A 17,268-nucleotide genomic window follows, 5' to 3' on the forward strand; every position below is an offset into this window, starting at 1 on the left:
GAAAGAAGGAAAGGAATCGATATGACGCGAGTGGGTTATGAGAAAAAAGCAAAATTGCAACTGGATGCCTGGAACGCCCAAATTGACGTGCTGAAGGCAAAGCTGGAAGTGGCGGAAGTGGATGCAAAGAAAGAGTATCAGGATCACCTTAATGCGCTTTACTCAGCAAAAGGTGAAGCAGAAGCCAAGCTGGAGGAGCTAAGAACAACCAGCGATGAGGCCTGGGAGGATGTGCGTGACGGCTACGAAAAAGCATGGGACGACATGCAATCTGCGCTGAAGAAAGCGGCCAGCCGTTTTTCGTAGTTTTTGGTATCTACCGAATGCGCCGCTGGTCTACCGAGCGCCGAAGATGACAGTGCCAGCTTTCTCAATCTTGGAGGGCAAGATACGGCAGCTCGACGAAGGCGATTGGTTTCATAAACGATGCACTTGTTCAAAGAACGATTTGGAGAATTGAAATGAACTGGGACCAAATCAGAGGTCAATGGAAACAACTAAAAGGTAATGTTCAAGCTAAATGGGCTGAACTCACCGACGACGATCTGGAAAAGGTCAAAGGTGACCGGGAAAAACTGGAAGGCATACTTCAGGAGAAGTACGGAAAATCAAAAGAAGAGGTCCGGCGAGAAGTCGATGAATTTTTCTCTTCGGAATAAGGCGACCACCTGCTCGAGAACAACGGCCTGTGACGATTGAGTTGCTTTGTTGTGCGGTGCGAGGATCGCAAAATATGTTTGCCTCAAATTCCAGCGAAAGTACAAAAAAGCGGAGGTCACCATGCGGACATCTGGAGAAATCTTGAAGTATTTTCGCGGGTTTCTGACAATCCCCGCCGTCATAAGTCTTTCAGGGCTTGCGGTGGCGTGGGTTGTTTTTCTCCTTGAGCAGGCGCTCGTTCGCTGGGGATGGGTTGTACCGTCCTTGTTTGCCGTTCCTCAAAATACCGCAAACAACGTTCTAGGGGTAATTGCCACCGCTTCAATGTCAGCCTTGGTCATGGTCTATTCCATTGTGCTGTTGGTCTATACTTTGGCGGCTGGATCCATCGGGCCAAGGCTCTTGCAGCGTTTCAGTGAAGATCGTGTGAACCAAACTGCAGTCGGCTCACTTGGAGCCACGTTTCTGTACAGTATTCTGATGCTGTGGTTGATGCGCGACGACACTTTGGTCAATTTGGCCGCCAGTGTTGGTCTTCTTTACGCAATCGTTTCAGTTTTGATGCTGCTGCTGTTTGTTCATACAGTTTCCACACGGGTGACGATTGATCAGGAGGCCGCCAGGATATCAAAGGCTCTGGACCTCCAAATCGATGAAGCACTTAAAGACAGCGCGGATTTGCACGCATCCAACGTTGTCCCCTGGGAGGGAGCGTCATATCAAATTTCGTCGTCTGGCACGGGTTACGTAGACTTCATAAATGCAACTGGATTGGTGAAAGCAGCCCAGGGCGCAAACTCTGTTGTTGTTTTCGAGGTCCAGCCCGGCGACTTTCTGGTGCCGACCGATACTCTGGCGACTGTCCACGGTGACGCCGGCGAAGAAATCTCCGATCTGGTGCTGGCGGCGGCTCCACTCGCGGCCGCACGGGATCCAAATGGTGACATTCGGTTTTCTGTACACCTGCTTGTCGAAATTGCACTTCGGGCTTTGTCGCCCGGCGTCAACGACACTTTTACCGCTATTGTTTGTATTGACAGGTTGTCAGCTTCTTTGGCACGCGCCTGGTCGTCTGACCTGTGCACCGGTGTTTACAGAGATGACGCTGGTGCTGTTCGGCTTGTCTATCCGTCCATCACGGCAAGGTCTTTGTTTCGAGACTCGTTTCCACCGCTGAGGCGTGCAGCCCGAGGCAATGGGCTGGTAACTGAGGCAATCATCAGGGCGCTGACACGCATGGCCAACGCGGCTCCCGACGATGATTTGGATGCTATCACCTTCGAACTTACAGCCATTGCGGATGAAACAAAGAGCAGCGGCATGCTTGACAGCGAAATTGAGCAGGTTTGCGAAGAGATAGAAGCTGCGATTGCGTTGGCGGACAAGAAAAACAATAGAGACAAAGCTGAGCGGCAGTGATTTAGGTTAATGTGCTAATTCATCGTCTTGGCGACAGGCAATCTGGGTTACTCCGCCTTGTTCAAATCGCCGGTTGTCAGGATCGCGCCGGCCTGAAGGTCTTCGGCGTCGAGCATCGTCGCAACCCTTTCGAGCGCGGCAACAAGCATCGCTTGCTCCCAGTCCTCCATTTGCTTGAACCGCTGCACATAGAGCTGTTGCAGCGGATCTGGGGCGTCCGCCAGGGTTTGCCGCCCGCGATCCGTGATCAGTATATTGGTCTGCCGTCGGTCGGTCATGGATTTCTCACGCACGACCATGCCGCCCGAGACCAGCTTGTCCACAAGTGCAGTGACCGTGGCCTGGCTGACATGCATGCGCATTGAAATTGCCTTGGCGGTGGTTTGCCCGGTTTCGCCAACCACCTGCAATACACGAAGTTGGACCGCGGTCAGCCCCGCGGCTTGCGCCAGTTCCCGGCCGGACATCTCGGTCGCGCGAAGGATTCGGCGCAGGGCGACAAGGCTGCTGTCGATACGATCCATGTCTCTACTCCGCATTCGATTGGAGTGAGATTGTCAAAATTGCATTGATTGCTCAAGCGTTAACCGAAAATGAATAATTAGTCTTACAAATTAAAATATTGTTAAAAGAGATGAGTTTATGACGTTTTAGCAAAACTAACCTTAGAGTTTTGAAGTTTTGGTCTTCCTGTGGTACTTAGCTAATCAAAGTTTATTGTTGGAGCGGTACATGCAGCATTCTTTGGAGTTGTTGGAACAACCTATTCCGGTTTTGCGTCCCCCTTTGCCGGAAGACGGTACAGCGGTGTCTTCGCTGGCCAAAACCGAAGGTCAGGAAGCTATGGGCGACCTTCTTGGCGAACTGGCGGCGTTTGATGACTACAAAGAATTCTCGATCATTGCGGAACTGGATGGAGATCTGGTTGGCGCGATGCTGGCTTATGTACTGCCATATGACCCGGAAACCCTGTTCATCTGGCAAGTCGGCGTTTCAGAGCGTGAAGCGGACAAGGGTCTTGCGTCCCTGATGCTGGGCCAGGTGATGCGTCGGGAAGTCTGCACCGATGTCACCCGTGTTCAGACTGTGATTACGTCCAACGACGAGTGCACTTGGGCGTTGTTCCGCCGGTTTGCGCAGTGGCAGCGGTCCCGCATGGATATCCAGCCCTTCATCACGCAGGCGCTGACCCCATATCGCCGCCATGAAAACAGCAATCTTGTCACGATCCGTCTTAAGGATCGCATCAAACTCGCGGCCTGATCACACCATGACAATTTTCAATCAAAGTGAGAGAGCAGAATGAACGTAGCCACGACTATATCGAACGACACCTCATATTACGGTGATGAAGCAGCAACCTTGGGTGACCGGATCGTCGCCGCGCGCGAAGCGGTGGGATATTCGCAAAAGAAGCTTGCGAGCCGCCTGGGCGTCAAACTGAAGACCGTACAGGGATGGGAAGAAGATCGCACCGAGCCGCGTGCAAACAAGGCGCAGATGATGTCCGGCATTCTTGGCGTCTCTCTAGTTTGGCTTCTGAGCGGTGAAGGAGAAGGTGTGCTTGAACCGACCGATACCAACTCCGGATCGGAGGATATTCAAGGCATCCTTGATGAAATCCGTAGCCTGCGGACAGATATCACTCAGGCGACCCAAAAGCTGAGCACTGTCGAGAAGCGCCTGCGCGCCAGACTTTGACATCTACGCAAATGCGAATTTCAGGCATGACCTATGGCCATGGCACAAATGACAACAAAAAGGAGCAGATGATGACAGGACCGGATCCCTGCCTTGTGCCCGTTGATCCGGCGCAAAGCAACCGTTCGGACACCAATTCCGAGCCCGTCGCTACACCGCTTGAGGTTCGCGAAAAGGCCGGTTTGACCGTGGCAGAAATGGCCGAACTTATCGGGATGAGCGAATTTGGTTACAAACTGTGGGAGAGCGGCGCCCGCCGCCCCGGAGGACCAGCATACAAGCTCCTCGCGCTGCTGGATGCTCATCCGAAAGAAACGGTGGTGCAGCTGCGGCAACACAGTTGAGTACGGCGCTCAGCGGTAAGTGCGCATGTCCATTGGCGTTGCCTCAATAGCAGTCAGGATTTCCTGTAGCAGCAGTTCTTCGGCTCGGTTTTTGACCGTGGCAGCGCGCTAACCGTTGTTAGTGAACAGATCTGAGAAACTCGGCGAGAACGTCGACGGCGACGCCCATATCTGCTGCGGATGCAAACTCCTCCGGCCTGTGGCTCACACCATCACGACAGCGAACGAACAGCATCGCGACAGGGCACAGATCCGCCATTGCCGAAGCATCATGCGTAGCGCCCGAGGGCAATAACAACCCCTTGGCGCCCTTGGATCTGGCTGCATTGGTCAAGACACATGACAATCTGGCATCGCAGGGCTGGGCTTGCTGGGAATATGTTACCGAGCACTCGATGGCCAAACCCATACTCGCAGCTATGGATTGAGCGAATTGATGCAAGTCCTGACCTGCTTGCAGGCGGATTTCGTCCAGCGGAGAGCGAATTTCGACCGTCATCTGTACAATCCGTGGTACCGCATTGACGACATTTGGTTCCACCGTGAGTGAACCGACAGTGGCGCGCAGATCAGCCGTTTCGCGCCCCATTCTGTTCACCTCTGAAACTATCTCTGCTGCGCCGACAAGGGCATCCTTCCGTCCCTGCATTGGCAGGGTACCCGCGTGTCCGGTTTGTCCGGTCAGGATGATCTGATGCCGTTCGATGCCGCAAATAGCTGTGACGACACCAACAGCCTCATCTTCGCGTTCCAGAACCGGGCCCTGTTCAATGTGCGTTTCGAGAAATCCAATGATGTCTTCTGGATCTCGGGCGAGTGCGTTGATCTTCTCGGGGTTCAATTCAAACGAACGCATTGCCTGCATCAGTGTCGTGCCTTGCAGGTCGCGCATTTCCAGAGTTGACGGGTCAAAGGTTCCGGACAGCGCGCGTGATCCGATGAGGGCGGTCGGAAACCGCACCCCTTCTTCATCTGCAAAGGCAAGAACCTCTACGCCAAATGACAGTTCGGTGCATTCGCTTTGAAGTTTTTGTAGGGCGAGGATTGGCAGGACAACGCCCATGATCCCATCATATGCGCCACCTTCACGAACTGAATCCTGGTGAGATCCCAGCAACAATGTCTTGCAGCCAGGTGGCCCGTCTTGCCGTCCCACCAGTGTTCCCGCGTCGTCGAGGCGTACAGTCAAACCGGTCTTGAACATTTCGGCCTTCAGTAATTCGAGAGCCGCATCATGCTCGGCGGTAAAAGGCAGGCGGGTCACCCCGGGGCCAGGTTCCGAACAAGCCGCAAGTTCGTTCAGCAAAGCTTCGGCGCGTGCACCCCAATCAATCAAGGATGCGCTCCCGGTCGTTGGGGGTTGGTACTTGTTCTGTCCATCTGGAATACGCGCCTGTTGTTGCTTTCCCATACAAGTCTTCAAGCGCTGCAATCGGGTTGGAAGGGTCATAGTCAATCCGCAATGACAGAGGCGGTTTGTCGGGGTGCAGTACCAATAACGCCGCGGATAAAAGTCCCCGGCTGTCGCCGCCCATTTGAGTGGCCGCCCTCAAGGACGCGAGAAGCTTGTCGCTGAGCCCCCCCTCGGTTTCAGCAAACCGATCGACCATCGCGTCCAAAACATCAGTGCTGGCCAGTAGGTTCCCGGCGACTACTCCATGGTGAAAAGCAAAGCTGCCTTTCTCTGGCTCGTTGGAAGCCCCGGTGAATTCACCAGTCTGCCCAAACAGATCGAGTGCAGTTAATTGACGATAAGCTCTGCCGTTATCCGCAGCGGAGATGTGTTCCACAGCATCCGCGGCACAGGCCCCGTTGTGCATTGCTGTCAGGACGTCTTCGCCCCAGATTGTTGACGGCGCGGCACCCTGGCTGGCTGACATTCCAGCTGAAACGTGGCCGCGCAGAACCCAGCCGCCAACACATAACGAGCCGGTCGCAGCTGCGCCACCAATGGCGCCAGACACAGGATCACGTGCAAGAATCGAAAAAGTCATATCGCTCCCGTATTCACATCCTTCGCTATTTATCATGAAAAATTGACCGGTGCAATTTATCATGATAAATAAGGCGTGCCATGCCAACTGGGAGAATGATAATGTTTTTCAAGACCTGGACCCGACGGGGTCTGATGGCTGCTGCCGCAAGCACGGCGCTGGTTGTCGGCGCTGTCACGTCCCCCGCAATTGCTCAAACACCGCCGAATGTTCTGATCGTCGGTCAGATTGCAGAACCCAAATCGCTTGATCCGGCGGCTGTGACCGCAGTCAACGATTTCCGAATTCTGGTGAACGTTTACGAAGGACTGACCCGGTACAAATCCGGCACGCTGGAAGTAGAGCCTGCGCTGGCGACGGAATGGGACATCAGCGAAGATGGTACGGAGTACACGTTTACTCTGCGCGACGGTATTACGTTCCACGACGGGACACCGTTCAACGCCGAGGCTGTGAAATTCAATTTCGACCGGATGCTGGATGAGAACCATCCCTATCATGACACTGGTCCATTCCCGCTCAGCTTTTTCTTTGGAGCGGTGGAATCGACCGAGGTCGTAGATGACATGACGGTGAAGTTCACACTGAACGCGCCTTATGCGCCCTTCCTGTCGAACCTTGCTTATCCGACCGGATTGATCGTATCGCCTGCTGCGGTTGAGGCGAACGGTAAAGAGTTTGGCCGCAACCCTGTCGGCACTGGTCCGTTCAAGTTTGCGGAATGGCGTTCGAACGAGGCAGTTGTTGTTGAGCGTAACGATGGTTACTGGGGCGAGCCCGCGGGAACCGAGGCTGTCGTCTTCCGCCCGATCACCGATGCCAATACACGCGTGGCCGAAATGCTGGCAGGGGGCATCGACCTGATGGTCGAAGTTCCGCCCACATCATTGGGCCAATTCGAAGGTGACGCGTTTTCGGTGGCTGAACAGGCCGGACCACATGTCTGGTTCCTGATCCTGAACGCCAAGGAAGGTCCATTCGCCGACAAACGCGTGCGTCAGGCTGCAAACTACGCGATCAACAAGGAAGCGATCGTCAATGACGTGCTGGAAGGTACAGCCACGGTTGCGGCTGGTCCAACTCCTCCGGCATTTGCCTGGGCATACAACGAAGAACTGGACCCCTACGCTTATGATCCCGAAAAGGCCAAGGCTCTGATCGCCGAGGCCGGCGCGGATGGAGCGGAATTGACTTTCTATGTCACCGAAGGTGGTTCGGGCATGTTGGATCCGGTACCGATGGGAACCGCCATTCAGGCCGATCTGGAGGCGGTGGGCTTCGACGTCAACATCGAGACCTATGAATGGAATACATTCCTGGGAGAGGTGAATCCCGGCTTGGAAGGCAAAGCGGATATGGCCGAAATGGCGTGGATGACCAACGATCCGGACACGCTACCATATCTGGCGCTGCGCTCGGAAGCCTGGCCTGACAAGGGTGGGTTCAACTCGGGCTATTACGCCAACGAAAAGGTTGACGAATTGCTGGAGGCTGCGCGTACCGCCACCGATCAGGATGAGCGTGCCAGACTGTACCGCGAAATGCAGGCAATAGTGCAGGACGATGCCCCATGGGTCTTTGTTGCCAACTGGAAGCAGAATGCCGTCACAAATGACCGGGTTGAGAATTTTGGTCTGGAGCCGTCATTCCTGTTGCACCTGCAAGGTGTTGTAAAAAACTAAACCTTAAAGTCAGGGGCCGGAGTTTTCCGGCCCTCTGCGTCTGCGAATGAGGGCAGAATGGGCGGTTACATCGTCAAACGTCTGGTATCGGCTGTCCCTGTCCTTTTGGGGATCACGATCATTGTTTTCTTGATCATGTCCCTGATTCCTGGCGATCCGGCCACGGCTATCCTTGGCTCCTATGCGACGCCGGAGAACGTGGAAAAACTGAACCGCGACCTTGGCTTGGACAAGCCCGTAATCACAAGATACTTCATCTGGATCACCAACATGCTGTCTGGTGATTTCGGCCGGTCCTATTCGCTGAACCGGCCTGTAATCGACGAAGTGCTGGAACGGTTCAACGCGACGCTGATACTGGCGGGCACGGCCTTTGTTCTGTGTTCGGTGCTGGGCATTCTCGCAGGGGTGGTCTCCGCTGCTCGCCAGTACGGCGCCGCAGACAAGATCATTACATTTGTAGTTTTGATCGGCATTTCGGTGCCTTCATTTTTCCTCGGCATGATGATGATCCTGCTGTTTGCGGTGAACCTGCGCTGGCTGCCTGTGTCGGGCATGTATGCCATCTATGGCGGTGGTGATCTGCCTGACCTGCTGCGTCATCTGATTATGCCTGCGCTGGCGTTGGCCGCTGTGGCAACCGGAGTTATTGCGCGCCTCTCGCGCTCGGCCATGTTGGAGGTATTGCGTCAGGATTTTATACGAACGGCTCGCGCGAAGGGAGTTCCAGAGCGTCGCGTCATCATGGGCCACGCATTGCGCGCGGCCATGGTGTCGATCATCCCGGTACTGGGCATTCAGGCAGGGTTCGTTCTGTCTGGTGCCGTTTACATCGAGATCGTCTTTCAGTGGCCCGGAGTTGGTCGAATGCTGGTCGACGCGATCCTCAAGCGCGACCTTCTGCTGGTCCAGGGCGGCGTGGTGTTTGTGGCCGCCTGTTATGTGCTGTTTAACATCGCGGTCGATGTTGCGCAGAGCCTGCTGGATCCAAGGATCAAGACATGACAGCTTTTCTCAAGTTGTTGTTTCGCAACCGGTTGGCGGCGTTGGGCGCGGTTGTCCTGAGCGCGATCCTGATCCTGGTGTTGCTGACGCCGGTCCTGCCACTACAAAACCCGGATATCACAGCCACTGCGGATCGTTTTCAAAAGCCGTTCACCGAAGCCCATCTGCTTGGTACCGACCATTTGGGACGGGATTTGCTCAGCCGCCTTTTACATGGCACGCGCCTAAGCCTTGCGGTTGGTCTAGCCGCAGCCCTGATAGCGGCCACGATTGGTTCGGCCATTGGCATTGTCGCAGGATATTTTGGCGGTCGTGCCGACAACATCATCATGCGGGGCGTCGATATGTTGATGGCCTTTCCGTATATATTGCTCGCGCTGGCAATTGTTGCTGCCTTGGGCCCGGGCCTCATGAATGCGCTGATTGCGGTTGCGGCCGTGAACGTTCCGTTCTTTGCCAGAAACATTCGCGGGATCACGGTCGGGCTGGCTGGGCGTGAATTCATTGATGCTGCGCGGCTTGCAGGAATGGGGCACATTCGTATCATCCTGACGGAACTTCTGCCTAACGTGCTACCGGTCATAATCATTGCCATGTCGACGACTGTCGGCTGGATGATCCTGGAAACCGCCGGTCTCAGCTTTCTCGGCCTTGGCAGCCAGCCGCCGCAAGCCGATCTGGGATCAATGCTGGGCGAGGCGCGCTCTGCCCTTATTTCACATCCGCATACCTCGGTCGTTCCGGGGATAATGATCTTTCTGATTGTTATGTCGATAAACCTGCTCGGCGACGGAGTGCGCGATGCACTCGACCCGCGCCTGCGGTCTGGGGCACTGTCCCGTCCACGTGCCATGACGTTGGTTGAGCGCAAGGGGGAAGTCCCGGCACCAACCGACGATCTACTCGCAATTCAGGATTTGCAGACCCAGTTTCACGTTGGCGACCGCGTGTATCGAGCCGTCGGTGGTGTCTCTTTATCCGTCAAAGCGGGGGAATGCCTGGGTGTCATCGGGGAGAGTGGATCGGGAAAATCGGTCACGGCTCTAAGCGTGATGGGGCTGGTGGCGTCCCCACCCGGCGTGATTACCGGCGGCGCGGTGCGGTTTCAGGGCGAAGACCTGATTGGCGCGTCTTACGAAAGCCTGCGTCAAAAGCGCGGGGATCGCGTCGCCTATATCTTTCAGGATCCGCTATCCACCTTGCATCCACTCTATCGCATCGGACGACAACTGGCCGAGGCCATTCAGTCGCATCACGATATCCCGAAATCCGAGGCACGGGCCCGGGCAGTACAGCTTCTCAGGGACGTGCGTATACCGAACGCCGAGGCGCGGGTGGACAATTACCCGCACGAATTGTCGGGCGGAATGCGACAGCGCGTTGGCATTGCGATGGCGCTGGCGAATGAACCGGATGTCATTATCGCCGATGAACCAACGACCGCCCTTGACGTTACCGTTCAGGCTCAAATCCTCTCTCTCCTTGACGATTTGCGGCGCGAGCGTGGGTTGGCGATCATCTTCATCACGCATGACTTTGGCGTAGTCGCACAGCTTTGCGATCGAATTGCTGTCATGTATGCCGGACGTATCGTTGAGGAGGGTCCGACGCCATTTGTATTGGACGCGCCAGCCCACCCCTATACCAAGCGTCTGATCGCCTGCGTTCCGGAATTGGGTGGTGGACAGCGCGCATTGGCAGCTATCCCCGGATTGCCCCCACTTGTCGACGACCTTCCGCCGGGCTGCGCCTTTGCCCCGCGGTGCGAAAAGGCGCAAGACACGTGCAGAACGAGCGAAGTGATGTTGAAAGGTGATGCCTCCCGCGCGGTCCGTTGCCACTATCCCGAGGAGGCGATCTGATGCCCGCGCTCAAAGTGGACAATCTGGCAAAGACCTTTGCGTTGAAAAAACCGCTATTTGGCGCTGCGCCGGCAGGAGTGCGCGCGGTGCGACCGATGTCGTTTCAGGTCGAAACCGGGGAAACACTGGGTGTTGTCGGGGAATCCGGGTGTGGTAAATCCACATTGGCGCGAATGCTGGTCGGGCTTCTGGACGCCAGCGAAGGGACAATCGAAATTGAAGGGAAAGCGCTCGACAACGCGGACCCTGCCAAATTCGGCAAACTGATACAATATGTGTTTCAGGACCCGAACAGCAGCCTCAACCCGCGGAAAACCATTCGGCAGGTCATGGAAGCGCCGCTGAAACGCCTGTACGGGATGCCAAGATCCGAGCGTGAAACACGCGTTTCCCAAATTTTCGCATCGGTCAATTTGCGGCAAGAGTTCCTCGAACGCTATCCTCATGAATTTTCGGGCGGGCAGGCGCAGAGGATTGGAATCGCGCGGGCTTTGGCCGCCAACCCCCGGATCTTCGTGCTGGACGAGCCCGTTTCAGCGCTGGACGTGTCTGTGCAGGCGCAGGTTTTGAATCTGCTGGCTGACCTCAAAACAGAGTTTGGCCTGACCTACCTTTTTATCACACATGACCTTGCCGTGGTTGAGGCAGTCAGTGACCGGATCATGGTGCTGTATTTTGGTTCGGTGGTCGAGATCGGAGATGCCAGGCGCATCTTTGCAAATCCTCGTCATCCCTATACAAAACTGCTGGCTGAAAGCGCGCCAGTTGTTGGCCGTCCGCTCACCGCACCCGAGCAAAAGGGAACTGAGCTTCCGGACCCGCTGAATCCACCACCGGGCTGCGCCTTTGCGGGACGGTGTCCGAATGCGACCGATCTGTGCCGGACGCAGGAGCCAGAACTTGAACCTGTGGGAGAAGACCAACTTGCCGCCTGCCACCATCCGATCCAAGACTGAACCCAGGCTCAGCAGACCGGTCCAGGTCGCTGAGGCGATTAAGGACTGGGTGGTAGAGCAGGGGCTGCAAGCCGGTGATCGATTGCCCGGCGAGGCAGATCTGATCGAACGTTTCGGAATGGCCAAAGGCACGATCCGCGAAGCGATGCGGGTGCTGGAGGCGCAGGGCCTGATCAAGACCCGCACCGGACCGGGCGGTGGCAGCTTTGTGCACGAAGTCAGCCAACAGCGTGCCAAGGCCTTGTTGGGGAATTATTTCTACTTCAAGGATCTCACGATCGGCGACATTTACCAGTTGCGTTTGACCTTGGAGCCAGAGCTTGCAGCAACGCTTGCAGGAAATTTGTCTGAGGACGTCTTGCGCCAGCTTGAAGACAACATCGCGGAGTATCGCGAACCGGCAACCAGCGCTGATGAGGAACGTGAACAACATGTTGCGTCACTTCGATTTCACGCCATTTTGGCAGAACAAGCGCAAAATCCACTGCTTGGTTTCATCATTGATTTCATGGTCAATCTTTTGGCGGACCTGACGGTTTATCGCCGACTTTACTCGCCGCCAAATACCGAACTTTGGAAGCAGGGCCGTGATCATCAGCAGCGGCTTGTCGCAGCGTTGCGGGACGGCGAATCAGAGCTGGCGCGGTCCATTATGGCCGGCCATATGGAGATTGCCTGGACCCTAATGCGCCAGCAGGAAGCCGAAGTGCAGCGCCGGTTTCTGTCGGAATAACGTGACCAGTTTCAACCACCGGAACGAATGCAGCAACTGCTTGGCCGCTTGTTCAGCGGTGCAACACTAATCACAAGCCCGATCGTTATGCCTGTTACTAGAGAGTGGAAAGACTCCGGGGATCAAGCGGTGTGTAGCTGTCCTGCTCCAAGCCTTCCATCCAGGACCGCGGCTCGGACCGTTGCCACTCGATGTGCGCCTTTTTGGGGACCACGCATTCGGCGTTTTTTTCCCATGCGAGCGTTGGCTATTTCATTGACTAGTTCCTCCGCCCGCGATGTCGAAACGGCCCAACCGTGGCCCTCTCTCTCACCGCCGTTCTCAGTCCGAGCTTGTCGCAGAGAATGGCAGCACAGAGCCCAATATGTCGAATGCTGGAACTCGGACGAATGTCGGTTCAGCCACATTTTTCGTGTACTAATTTTAGCACACAAGTATTGACGGCTCTTGAATCGAAGACTAATTGCGTCGCACGCTAGAGGCAGATCGCCTCTTGTTATGGAGATTTTATGAAAGAGAATCGGGGCTAACGCCCGTTCCTGGCGAAGCAAATTCAGGAACACCAACATTGATAGGCACACTCACGCGCGACGCTGAGTGTCCTGTTTCTGTACTTTCGTAAAATCGAGACATCCCAATGAACATCTCAAAGCACGAGCAACGTGTTTTGCATGAACTCGCCTTAGGTGGTGAGATACAATACGTGCGCGCCGACAACGGAAAGGTGCGATCCGTCGAATGCTATACACGCGACGGTTTCACCTTCCCCGCATGCACGATGGACGTATTCACACGCCTCAAAGACAAGCGCTTCATCAAATCAAAAAATGGCCGCCCCTATCGGATCACCCATTTAGGGAACCAGTCCGTTCGCGCGCAAATGAACCAACGATAATCAAATCAAGAAGGAGAGTTTTCTTTGAAAACACCTCATCAAATCCAATACGAGGCTTTCGCTGCGGCCGGAGGCTTATACGATGAACGACATGCGAAACTGTATGCCGATTTTACGGATGACCTGATCGCAGATGGCAGCTTTTCTATCGTTTGTGAGGGGGTTGCACATGCTTGCTATACCCCGCTCGCAATCGACAGGGCAGCGCACTTGAAGTGCTTTGTGCTCGCTCCATTAGCTGTGCTGCCCGAGTTTCAAAGAATGGGCTATGCCACACGCCTGATGGAAGAGGCGGAACGACAACTTGATGCAGATGTGATCTTTGTGATGGGGGAACAGTTCCACTATGGGAACCGATACAACACTCCGCACAAAGTCCTGCCGCCTGTTAGAACGCAGGCTCCGCTTGAGTGTTGGTTTGCGCGCGAACTTACACCGGGCGCTTTGGATGGCATCGGAGAAAGCACGTCCAGCGTGACCGGCCCATATGCTGCGCCGCTCATGTGGGGTCATCCAAGCGAGCAAGTTTAGAGCCGAGTTCTGAAAACCAGAAAACGCAACCCTGCTTCGCGCACTGGAACATGAGCCCACGACTATGGGGGCATTTGGTGCGCGGACAAATTTTCCAAAGATAGGACTAAACCATGAACCAATCAGAAATCGACGCCATTTTGGAAGTCCACAGACTGGCGTTTGGCGAAGCGGAAGGTGAAGAAACCGCTCAACTTGCCAAAGACTTCCTCGATCACCCAGAAACGATTTCGATCAGTGTCAGACGTGACGGTCGGATAGCAGGCAACGTGTTGTTCACCCCGTTTTTTTTCGAGGATCAATTAGATACAAAATGCTACCTGCTTGCGCCTTGCGGCGTGTCGCCAGACTATCAAGGCCGTGGTGTAGGCAAAGAGTTGATGGAAACCAGCATCGAACACCTAAAGTCCATTGGAACGGACGCTGTGTTCGTATTGGGCGTCCCGACCTTCTATCCTCGATACGGTTTTGCCCCGACTGACAAACAGACGCCCTATCCGGATTTGCTGACTGCACATGAAGCGTGGATGGCCCTTGAGTTGACGGCTGGAGCGGTCGAGAAACTAAGCGGCAAGACGAAGGCAATCCCACAGTTCATGCAACCGCATTGGTGGGACACGTCTGGGCGCGAGTGACGCCAGCTACCCTGACCCAGACATTAGGTGTTGTCAGTCGAATGTCTGGGTTGCCGGCCATGCCGACGTTGAAACGCATCCGTCGGATGAACAAGCCTGACCAAAACTGTCGGATGACGACTGCGAGCCCCAAAGCGGCCAAAGAGCTGAGCCGAGCATGAATAGCCAGTCGGGCTGGCCAATGTTGGGCGGTGCTCGGATCTAGCTGGTTAGAAAAACGAAGAGAGCCATTGATCCAGATCGCGTGCCACCGCATCTTTTTAGGGAACCAGTGAACCGAACGCACAGAGCATAGGACATAAATTGAAGGGAGATTGGACCGAAAGCTTTCTTGGCACGAGAAACCTACCTCGGCGGGTCAGGGATAAGCTTCTACATGAAGCACGCGTGGTTTCATACAAGCAGGGCCAGCAAGTTTTCGGACCCGACAACATCCCGGACAGTCTGATGTTTTTGCATGCCGGCCGCATACGCGTTTCCCAAAGCTCTGATGCCGGGCGAGAAATCGTGCTGTATCGCGTTGAGGCTGGAGAGAGCTGTGTGCTGACCACCGCCTGCATGTTGTCAGAGGAAGCTTATAATGCTGAGGGTATTGCCGAGACCGACGTTACGGCCATCACATTACCAAAAACCTCTTTTGATAGGCTGGCTGCTGAAGAAGACAGTTTTCGCGGTTTCGTTTTCTCGGCTTATTCTCGTCGGTTGATTGATCTTTTGCGTGTGGTCGACGATGTCGCCTTTGGCAGAATGGACGTTCGACTGGCAGAGCGCCTTTTGGTGCTGGGAGAAGGCCATTCCGAAATCCAGGCGACTCATCAGGCTTTGGCAAACGAGTTAGGCACAGCGCGTGAGGTCGTTTCACGCATCCTGAACGATTTTCAAAAGCGCGGACTTATCCTTCAGACGAGAGGGCGGATTACTCTCCAGAACAAACCTCAATTGGAGCGTTTGGCCGACAGCGCATGAATTCTTTGCGTTAAGTGACATTGTCACTGAAGAGTAAGGTGCCGGCCGGTAATCAAGTTGCAGCATGAACAACCGGAGACGCCTGATGGAAACAGCGTTTACACCGATCGCCTCATTTGGAGGCGGGCTCGCAATTGGATTTGGATCCGTGCTTTTGATGCTTGGACTGGGACGCATCATGGGTGCAACGGGCATATTGTCCGGCTTGGCATTCCCAGAAAACCGCGAGGAATTCGCCTGGCGAACAGCTTTGGTTGTGGGAATGATCCTCGCACCGGGCCTGATCTATGCTGCAACCGGTGCGATGCCTGAACTTACGGTACCTGTCAGCCCGACTATGATCGTGATCGGCGGCGTGATCGTAGGCCTGGGCGCCAGTCTCGGGTCTGGCTGCACTTCAGGGCATGGTGTTTGCGGACTGTCTCGGCTGTCTGTTCGCTCTTTGGTGGCAGTGCCGACCTTCATGGTCACAGCTGCAATCACAGTCTTCCTGATCCGTCATGTCTTTGGAGTATAATGCAATGAAGCTTGTTTTTGCTTTGTTTACTGGCCTGATCTTTGGCATTGGCATCGCTGTGTCGGGCATGATGGACCCGGCCAAAGTTCTGAATTTCTTCGATATTGCCGGGACGTGGGATCCTAGCCTCGCCTTTGTTATGGGTGGTGCGCTCCTGGTCACTTTCTTCGGCTACAGACTTGCCTGGCGGCAAACAACGCCGCTCTTTGGCGGGCGTTTTCAGATTCCAAGCGCGACGGCCGTAGACAAGCGACTGGTTGGTGGTTCGGCGCTCTTTGGCATCGGTTGGGGAATTGCAGGCTTTTGCCCCGGCGCTGCTATACCGGCACTTGGCACCGGGCGTTGGGAAGTCGCTCTCTTTCTGGTTGCCGTTCTTGCCGGGTTTGTACTGCGCAGGCTCCTTTTCCCGCGTCCTGTTCGGTCGGCGGCTTAGTCTCCGACTTCCCTCAACCTCCCATGAGTACAATCAGATGACGTATCCCGTAAACATGAACATCAAGCCGGACGTTCAGGCCTTCTTCGATGAGGCGACGAACACCATCAGCTATATTGTGAAGGACCCAACCTCAAACTCATGTGCCATTGTCGATAGCGTAATGGACATTGACTACGCGGCGGGGCGCATCACTTACGATCACGCAGACGAGCTCATCCGCCAGATCGTAAGCCAAGATCTGAATTTGGAATGGATCATTGAGACCCATGTTCACGCCGATCATTTGAGTGCGGCGCCGTATATCCAAGAAAAGCTTGGGGGAAAAATCGGCATTGGTTCAAAAATCATGATCGTGCAGGACACGTTTGGAAAGGTCTTCAACGAAGGTACCGAGTTCCAGCGTGATGGCAGCCAGTTCGATCAGCTTTTCGAAGACGGCGATACGTACATGGTTGGCAATATGAAGGTGTTCACAATGTACACCCCCGGCCATACGCCGGCTTGCATGGTACATGTCGCAGGGGATGCGGCTTTTGTGGGCGATACTTTGTTCATGCCGGATGGGGGATCGGCGCGCGCAGATTTTCCCGGCGGCGATGCAGCAACGCTTTACGATAGCATTCAAAAAGTCCTGAGCTTGCCGGACGAAACACGACTTTTCATGTGTCATGACTACGGACCAAACGGGCGGGACATCGCCTGGGAAACAACTGTCGGCGATGAGAAAGCCCACAATATCCACGTTGGTGGTGGCAAATCAAAAGAAGAGTTCGTTAAGTTTCGCACAGAACGAGATGCTCAGCTGGCAGTGCCGAAGCTGATCATCCCATCACTTCAGGTGAATATGCGTGCGGGTGAGGTGCCAACGGACATGGACGGCAACCCGATGCTCAAGGTTCCGGTCAACAAACTCTGATTTTGAAAGGATGAGA

The 17,268-nt window shown here is 55.0% G+C and carries 21 protein-coding genes and 1 pseudogene; 18 read left to right on the forward strand and 4 right to left on the reverse strand.

All coding sequences use genetic code 11. The annotated features are described in order from the left end of the window. The first annotated feature begins 21 nt into the window (after window positions 1-21). The 3 genes from ACRZ96_RS11395 (at window position 22) to ACRZ96_RS11405 (ending at window position 2,079) form a co-directional block, all read left to right on the forward strand. Window positions 22-306, forward strand: a complete 285-nt coding sequence (locus tag ACRZ96_RS11395) for a sll1863 family stress response protein (protein ID WP_170514272.1) — start codon at window positions 22-24, stop codon at window positions 304-306. Window positions 307-461: 155 nt separating this feature from the next. Then, complete coding sequence (locus tag ACRZ96_RS11400) at window positions 462-659, forward strand: CsbD family protein (protein WP_480814587.1); 198 nt, start codon at window positions 462-464, stop codon at window positions 657-659. Between the two features lie 121 nt (window positions 660-780). After that, on the forward strand, window positions 781-2,079 hold the full coding sequence (locus ACRZ96_RS11405; protein WP_480814588.1) for a DUF2254 domain-containing protein: 1,299 nt from the start codon (window positions 781-783) through the stop codon (window positions 2,077-2,079). Between the two features lie 47 nt (window positions 2,080-2,126). Here the strand turns inward: ACRZ96_RS11405 and ACRZ96_RS11410 are convergent, their stop codons facing one another. After that, entirely contained in the window at window positions 2,127-2,603 is a 477-nt protein-coding gene (locus tag ACRZ96_RS11410; RefSeq protein WP_170514281.1) for a MarR family transcriptional regulator, read from the reverse strand. 208 nt (window positions 2,604-2,811) lie between these two features. Between ACRZ96_RS11410 and ACRZ96_RS11415 the strand changes: the two genes are divergently transcribed. The 3 genes from ACRZ96_RS11415 (at window position 2,812) to ACRZ96_RS11425 (ending at window position 4,124) form a co-directional block, all read left to right on the forward strand. Beyond that, window positions 2,812-3,342, forward strand: a complete 531-nt coding sequence (locus tag ACRZ96_RS11415; RefSeq protein WP_170514284.1) for a GNAT family N-acetyltransferase — start codon at window positions 2,812-2,814, stop codon at window positions 3,340-3,342. A gap of 39 nt (window positions 3,343-3,381) precedes the next feature. Continuing rightward, complete coding sequence (locus tag ACRZ96_RS11420) at window positions 3,382-3,780, forward strand: helix-turn-helix domain-containing protein (RefSeq protein WP_480814589.1); 399 nt, start codon at window positions 3,382-3,384, stop codon at window positions 3,778-3,780. A gap of 71 nt (window positions 3,781-3,851) precedes the next feature. After that, window positions 3,852-4,124, forward strand: coding sequence for a helix-turn-helix domain-containing protein (locus tag ACRZ96_RS11425; RefSeq protein ID WP_480814590.1), 273 nt, complete (start codon window positions 3,852-3,854; stop codon window positions 4,122-4,124). A gap of 118 nt (window positions 4,125-4,242) precedes the next feature. On the opposite strand, the gene ACRZ96_RS11430 is transcribed toward ACRZ96_RS11425, so the two are convergent. Continuing rightward, window positions 4,243-5,460: a hydantoinase/carbamoylase family amidase gene (locus ACRZ96_RS11430; RefSeq protein WP_480814591.1), complete on the reverse strand. Its 1,218-nt coding sequence runs from the start codon at window positions 5,458-5,460 to the stop codon at window positions 4,243-4,245. Then, window positions 5,453-6,118, reverse strand: a complete 666-nt coding sequence (locus tag ACRZ96_RS11435) for a DUF1028 domain-containing protein (RefSeq protein ID WP_480814592.1) — start codon at window positions 6,116-6,118, stop codon at window positions 5,453-5,455. The genes ACRZ96_RS11430 and ACRZ96_RS11435 overlap by 8 nt, the downstream gene beginning before the upstream one ends. A gap of 101 nt (window positions 6,119-6,219) precedes the next feature. Here ACRZ96_RS11435 and ACRZ96_RS11440 point away from each other — a divergent pair, with 101 nt between their 5' ends. The 5 genes from ACRZ96_RS11440 to ACRZ96_RS11460 are packed head-to-tail and all read left to right on the forward strand — an operon-like array spanning window position 6,220 to window position 12,356. Next, on the forward strand, window positions 6,220-7,800 hold the full coding sequence (locus ACRZ96_RS11440) for an ABC transporter substrate-binding protein (RefSeq protein ID WP_480814593.1): 1,581 nt from the start codon (window positions 6,220-6,222) through the stop codon (window positions 7,798-7,800). Window positions 7,801-7,857: 57 nt separating this feature from the next. Then, a complete protein-coding gene (locus ACRZ96_RS11445) occupies window positions 7,858-8,805 on the forward strand; it encodes an ABC transporter permease (protein ID WP_480814594.1) in 948 nt (315 codons plus the stop codon). After that, the gene (locus ACRZ96_RS11450) at window positions 8,802-10,667 is read left to right on the forward strand and encodes a dipeptide/oligopeptide/nickel ABC transporter permease/ATP-binding protein (protein WP_480814595.1); all 1,866 of its coding nucleotides are present in this window, start codon (window positions 8,802-8,804) and stop codon (window positions 10,665-10,667) included. Before ACRZ96_RS11445 ends, ACRZ96_RS11450 begins: the two co-directional genes overlap by 4 nt. Further along, entirely contained in the window at window positions 10,664-11,623 is a 960-nt protein-coding gene (locus ACRZ96_RS11455; RefSeq protein ID WP_480814675.1) for an ABC transporter ATP-binding protein, read from the forward strand. The genes ACRZ96_RS11450 and ACRZ96_RS11455 overlap by 4 nt, the downstream gene beginning before the upstream one ends. Beyond that, on the forward strand, window positions 11,607-12,356 hold the full coding sequence (locus ACRZ96_RS11460) for a FadR/GntR family transcriptional regulator (RefSeq protein ID WP_475163968.1): 750 nt from the start codon (window positions 11,607-11,609) through the stop codon (window positions 12,354-12,356). Before ACRZ96_RS11455 ends, ACRZ96_RS11460 begins: the two co-directional genes overlap by 17 nt. A gap of 122 nt (window positions 12,357-12,478) precedes the next feature. Here ACRZ96_RS11460 and ACRZ96_RS11465 read toward each other — a convergent pair. Then, window positions 12,479-12,670, reverse strand: a pseudogene (locus tag ACRZ96_RS11465) (ISKra4 family transposase); the annotation flags it as partial. Between the two features lie 323 nt (window positions 12,671-12,993). On the opposite strand from ACRZ96_RS11465, the gene ACRZ96_RS11470 reads away from it, so the two are divergent. The 7 genes from ACRZ96_RS11470 to ACRZ96_RS11500 all read left to right on the forward strand — a co-directional run bounded on the left by ACRZ96_RS11470 (window position 12,994) and on the right by ACRZ96_RS11500 (window position 17,252). After that, window positions 12,994-13,251, forward strand: coding sequence for a YjhX family toxin (locus ACRZ96_RS11470; RefSeq protein ID WP_170514305.1), 258 nt, complete (start codon window positions 12,994-12,996; stop codon window positions 13,249-13,251). Between the two features lie 24 nt (window positions 13,252-13,275). Continuing rightward, the gene (locus ACRZ96_RS11475; protein ID WP_480814596.1) at window positions 13,276-13,782 is read left to right on the forward strand and encodes a GNAT family N-acetyltransferase; all 507 of its coding nucleotides are present in this window, start codon (window positions 13,276-13,278) and stop codon (window positions 13,780-13,782) included. Window positions 13,783-13,895: 113 nt separating this feature from the next. Then, window positions 13,896-14,417 carry a GNAT family N-acetyltransferase gene (locus ACRZ96_RS11480; RefSeq protein WP_480814597.1) on the forward strand — a complete coding sequence of 174 codons (522 nt, stop codon included), beginning with the start codon at window positions 13,896-13,898 and terminating at the stop codon, window positions 14,415-14,417. 303 nt (window positions 14,418-14,720) lie between these two features. Next, window positions 14,721-15,383, forward strand: coding sequence for a Crp/Fnr family transcriptional regulator (locus tag ACRZ96_RS11485; RefSeq protein WP_480814598.1), 663 nt, complete (start codon window positions 14,721-14,723; stop codon window positions 15,381-15,383). A gap of 85 nt (window positions 15,384-15,468) precedes the next feature. Then, window positions 15,469-15,900: a YeeE/YedE family protein gene (locus ACRZ96_RS11490; RefSeq protein ID WP_480814599.1), complete on the forward strand. Its 432-nt coding sequence runs from the start codon at window positions 15,469-15,471 to the stop codon at window positions 15,898-15,900. Window positions 15,901-15,904: 4 nt separating this feature from the next. Then, window positions 15,905-16,333 carry a DUF6691 family protein gene (locus ACRZ96_RS11495; protein ID WP_480814600.1) on the forward strand — a complete coding sequence of 143 codons (429 nt, stop codon included), beginning with the start codon at window positions 15,905-15,907 and terminating at the stop codon, window positions 16,331-16,333. Between the two features lie 37 nt (window positions 16,334-16,370). After that, window positions 16,371-17,252 (forward strand): MBL fold metallo-hydrolase, encoded by an 882-nt coding sequence (locus tag ACRZ96_RS11500; RefSeq protein WP_480814601.1) that lies wholly within the window; start codon window positions 16,371-16,373, stop codon window positions 17,250-17,252. Window positions 17,253-17,268: the final 16 nt, after the last annotated feature.

Source organism: Ruegeria sp. CF1, assembly GCF_056537445.1.

Coding starts and splice junctions, on each gene's coding strand:
- ACRZ96_RS11395 (WP_170514272.1), top strand. CDS start 22: ATGACGCGAGTGGGTTATGAGAAAAAAGCAAAATTGCAACTGGATGCC.
- ACRZ96_RS11400 (WP_480814587.1), top strand. CDS start 462: ATGAACTGGGACCAAATCAGAGGTCAATGGAAACAACTAAAAGGTAAT.
- ACRZ96_RS11405 (WP_480814588.1), top strand. CDS start 781: ATGCGGACATCTGGAGAAATCTTGAAGTATTTTCGCGGGTTTCTGACA.
- ACRZ96_RS11410 (WP_170514281.1), bottom strand. CDS start 2,603: ATGGATCGTATCGACAGCAGCCTTGTCGCCCTGCGCCGAATCCTTCGC.
- ACRZ96_RS11415 (WP_170514284.1), top strand. CDS start 2,812: ATGCAGCATTCTTTGGAGTTGTTGGAACAACCTATTCCGGTTTTGCGT.
- ACRZ96_RS11420 (WP_480814589.1), top strand. CDS start 3,382: ATGAACGTAGCCACGACTATATCGAACGACACCTCATATTACGGTGAT.
- ACRZ96_RS11425 (WP_480814590.1), top strand. CDS start 3,852: ATGACAGGACCGGATCCCTGCCTTGTGCCCGTTGATCCGGCGCAAAGC.
- ACRZ96_RS11435 (WP_480814592.1), bottom strand. CDS start 6,118: ATGACTTTTTCGATTCTTGCACGTGATCCTGTGTCTGGCGCCATTGGT.
- ACRZ96_RS11440 (WP_480814593.1), top strand. CDS start 6,220: ATGTTTTTCAAGACCTGGACCCGACGGGGTCTGATGGCTGCTGCCGCA.
- ACRZ96_RS11445 (WP_480814594.1), top strand. CDS start 7,858: ATGGGCGGTTACATCGTCAAACGTCTGGTATCGGCTGTCCCTGTCCTT.
- ACRZ96_RS11450 (WP_480814595.1), top strand. CDS start 8,802: ATGACAGCTTTTCTCAAGTTGTTGTTTCGCAACCGGTTGGCGGCGTTG.
- ACRZ96_RS11470 (WP_170514305.1), top strand. CDS start 12,994: ATGAACATCTCAAAGCACGAGCAACGTGTTTTGCATGAACTCGCCTTA.
- ACRZ96_RS11480 (WP_480814597.1), top strand. CDS start 13,896: ATGAACCAATCAGAAATCGACGCCATTTTGGAAGTCCACAGACTGGCG.
- ACRZ96_RS11490 (WP_480814599.1), top strand. CDS start 15,469: ATGGAAACAGCGTTTACACCGATCGCCTCATTTGGAGGCGGGCTCGCA.
- ACRZ96_RS11495 (WP_480814600.1), top strand. CDS start 15,905: ATGAAGCTTGTTTTTGCTTTGTTTACTGGCCTGATCTTTGGCATTGGC.
- ACRZ96_RS11500 (WP_480814601.1), top strand. CDS start 16,371: ATGACGTATCCCGTAAACATGAACATCAAGCCGGACGTTCAGGCCTTC.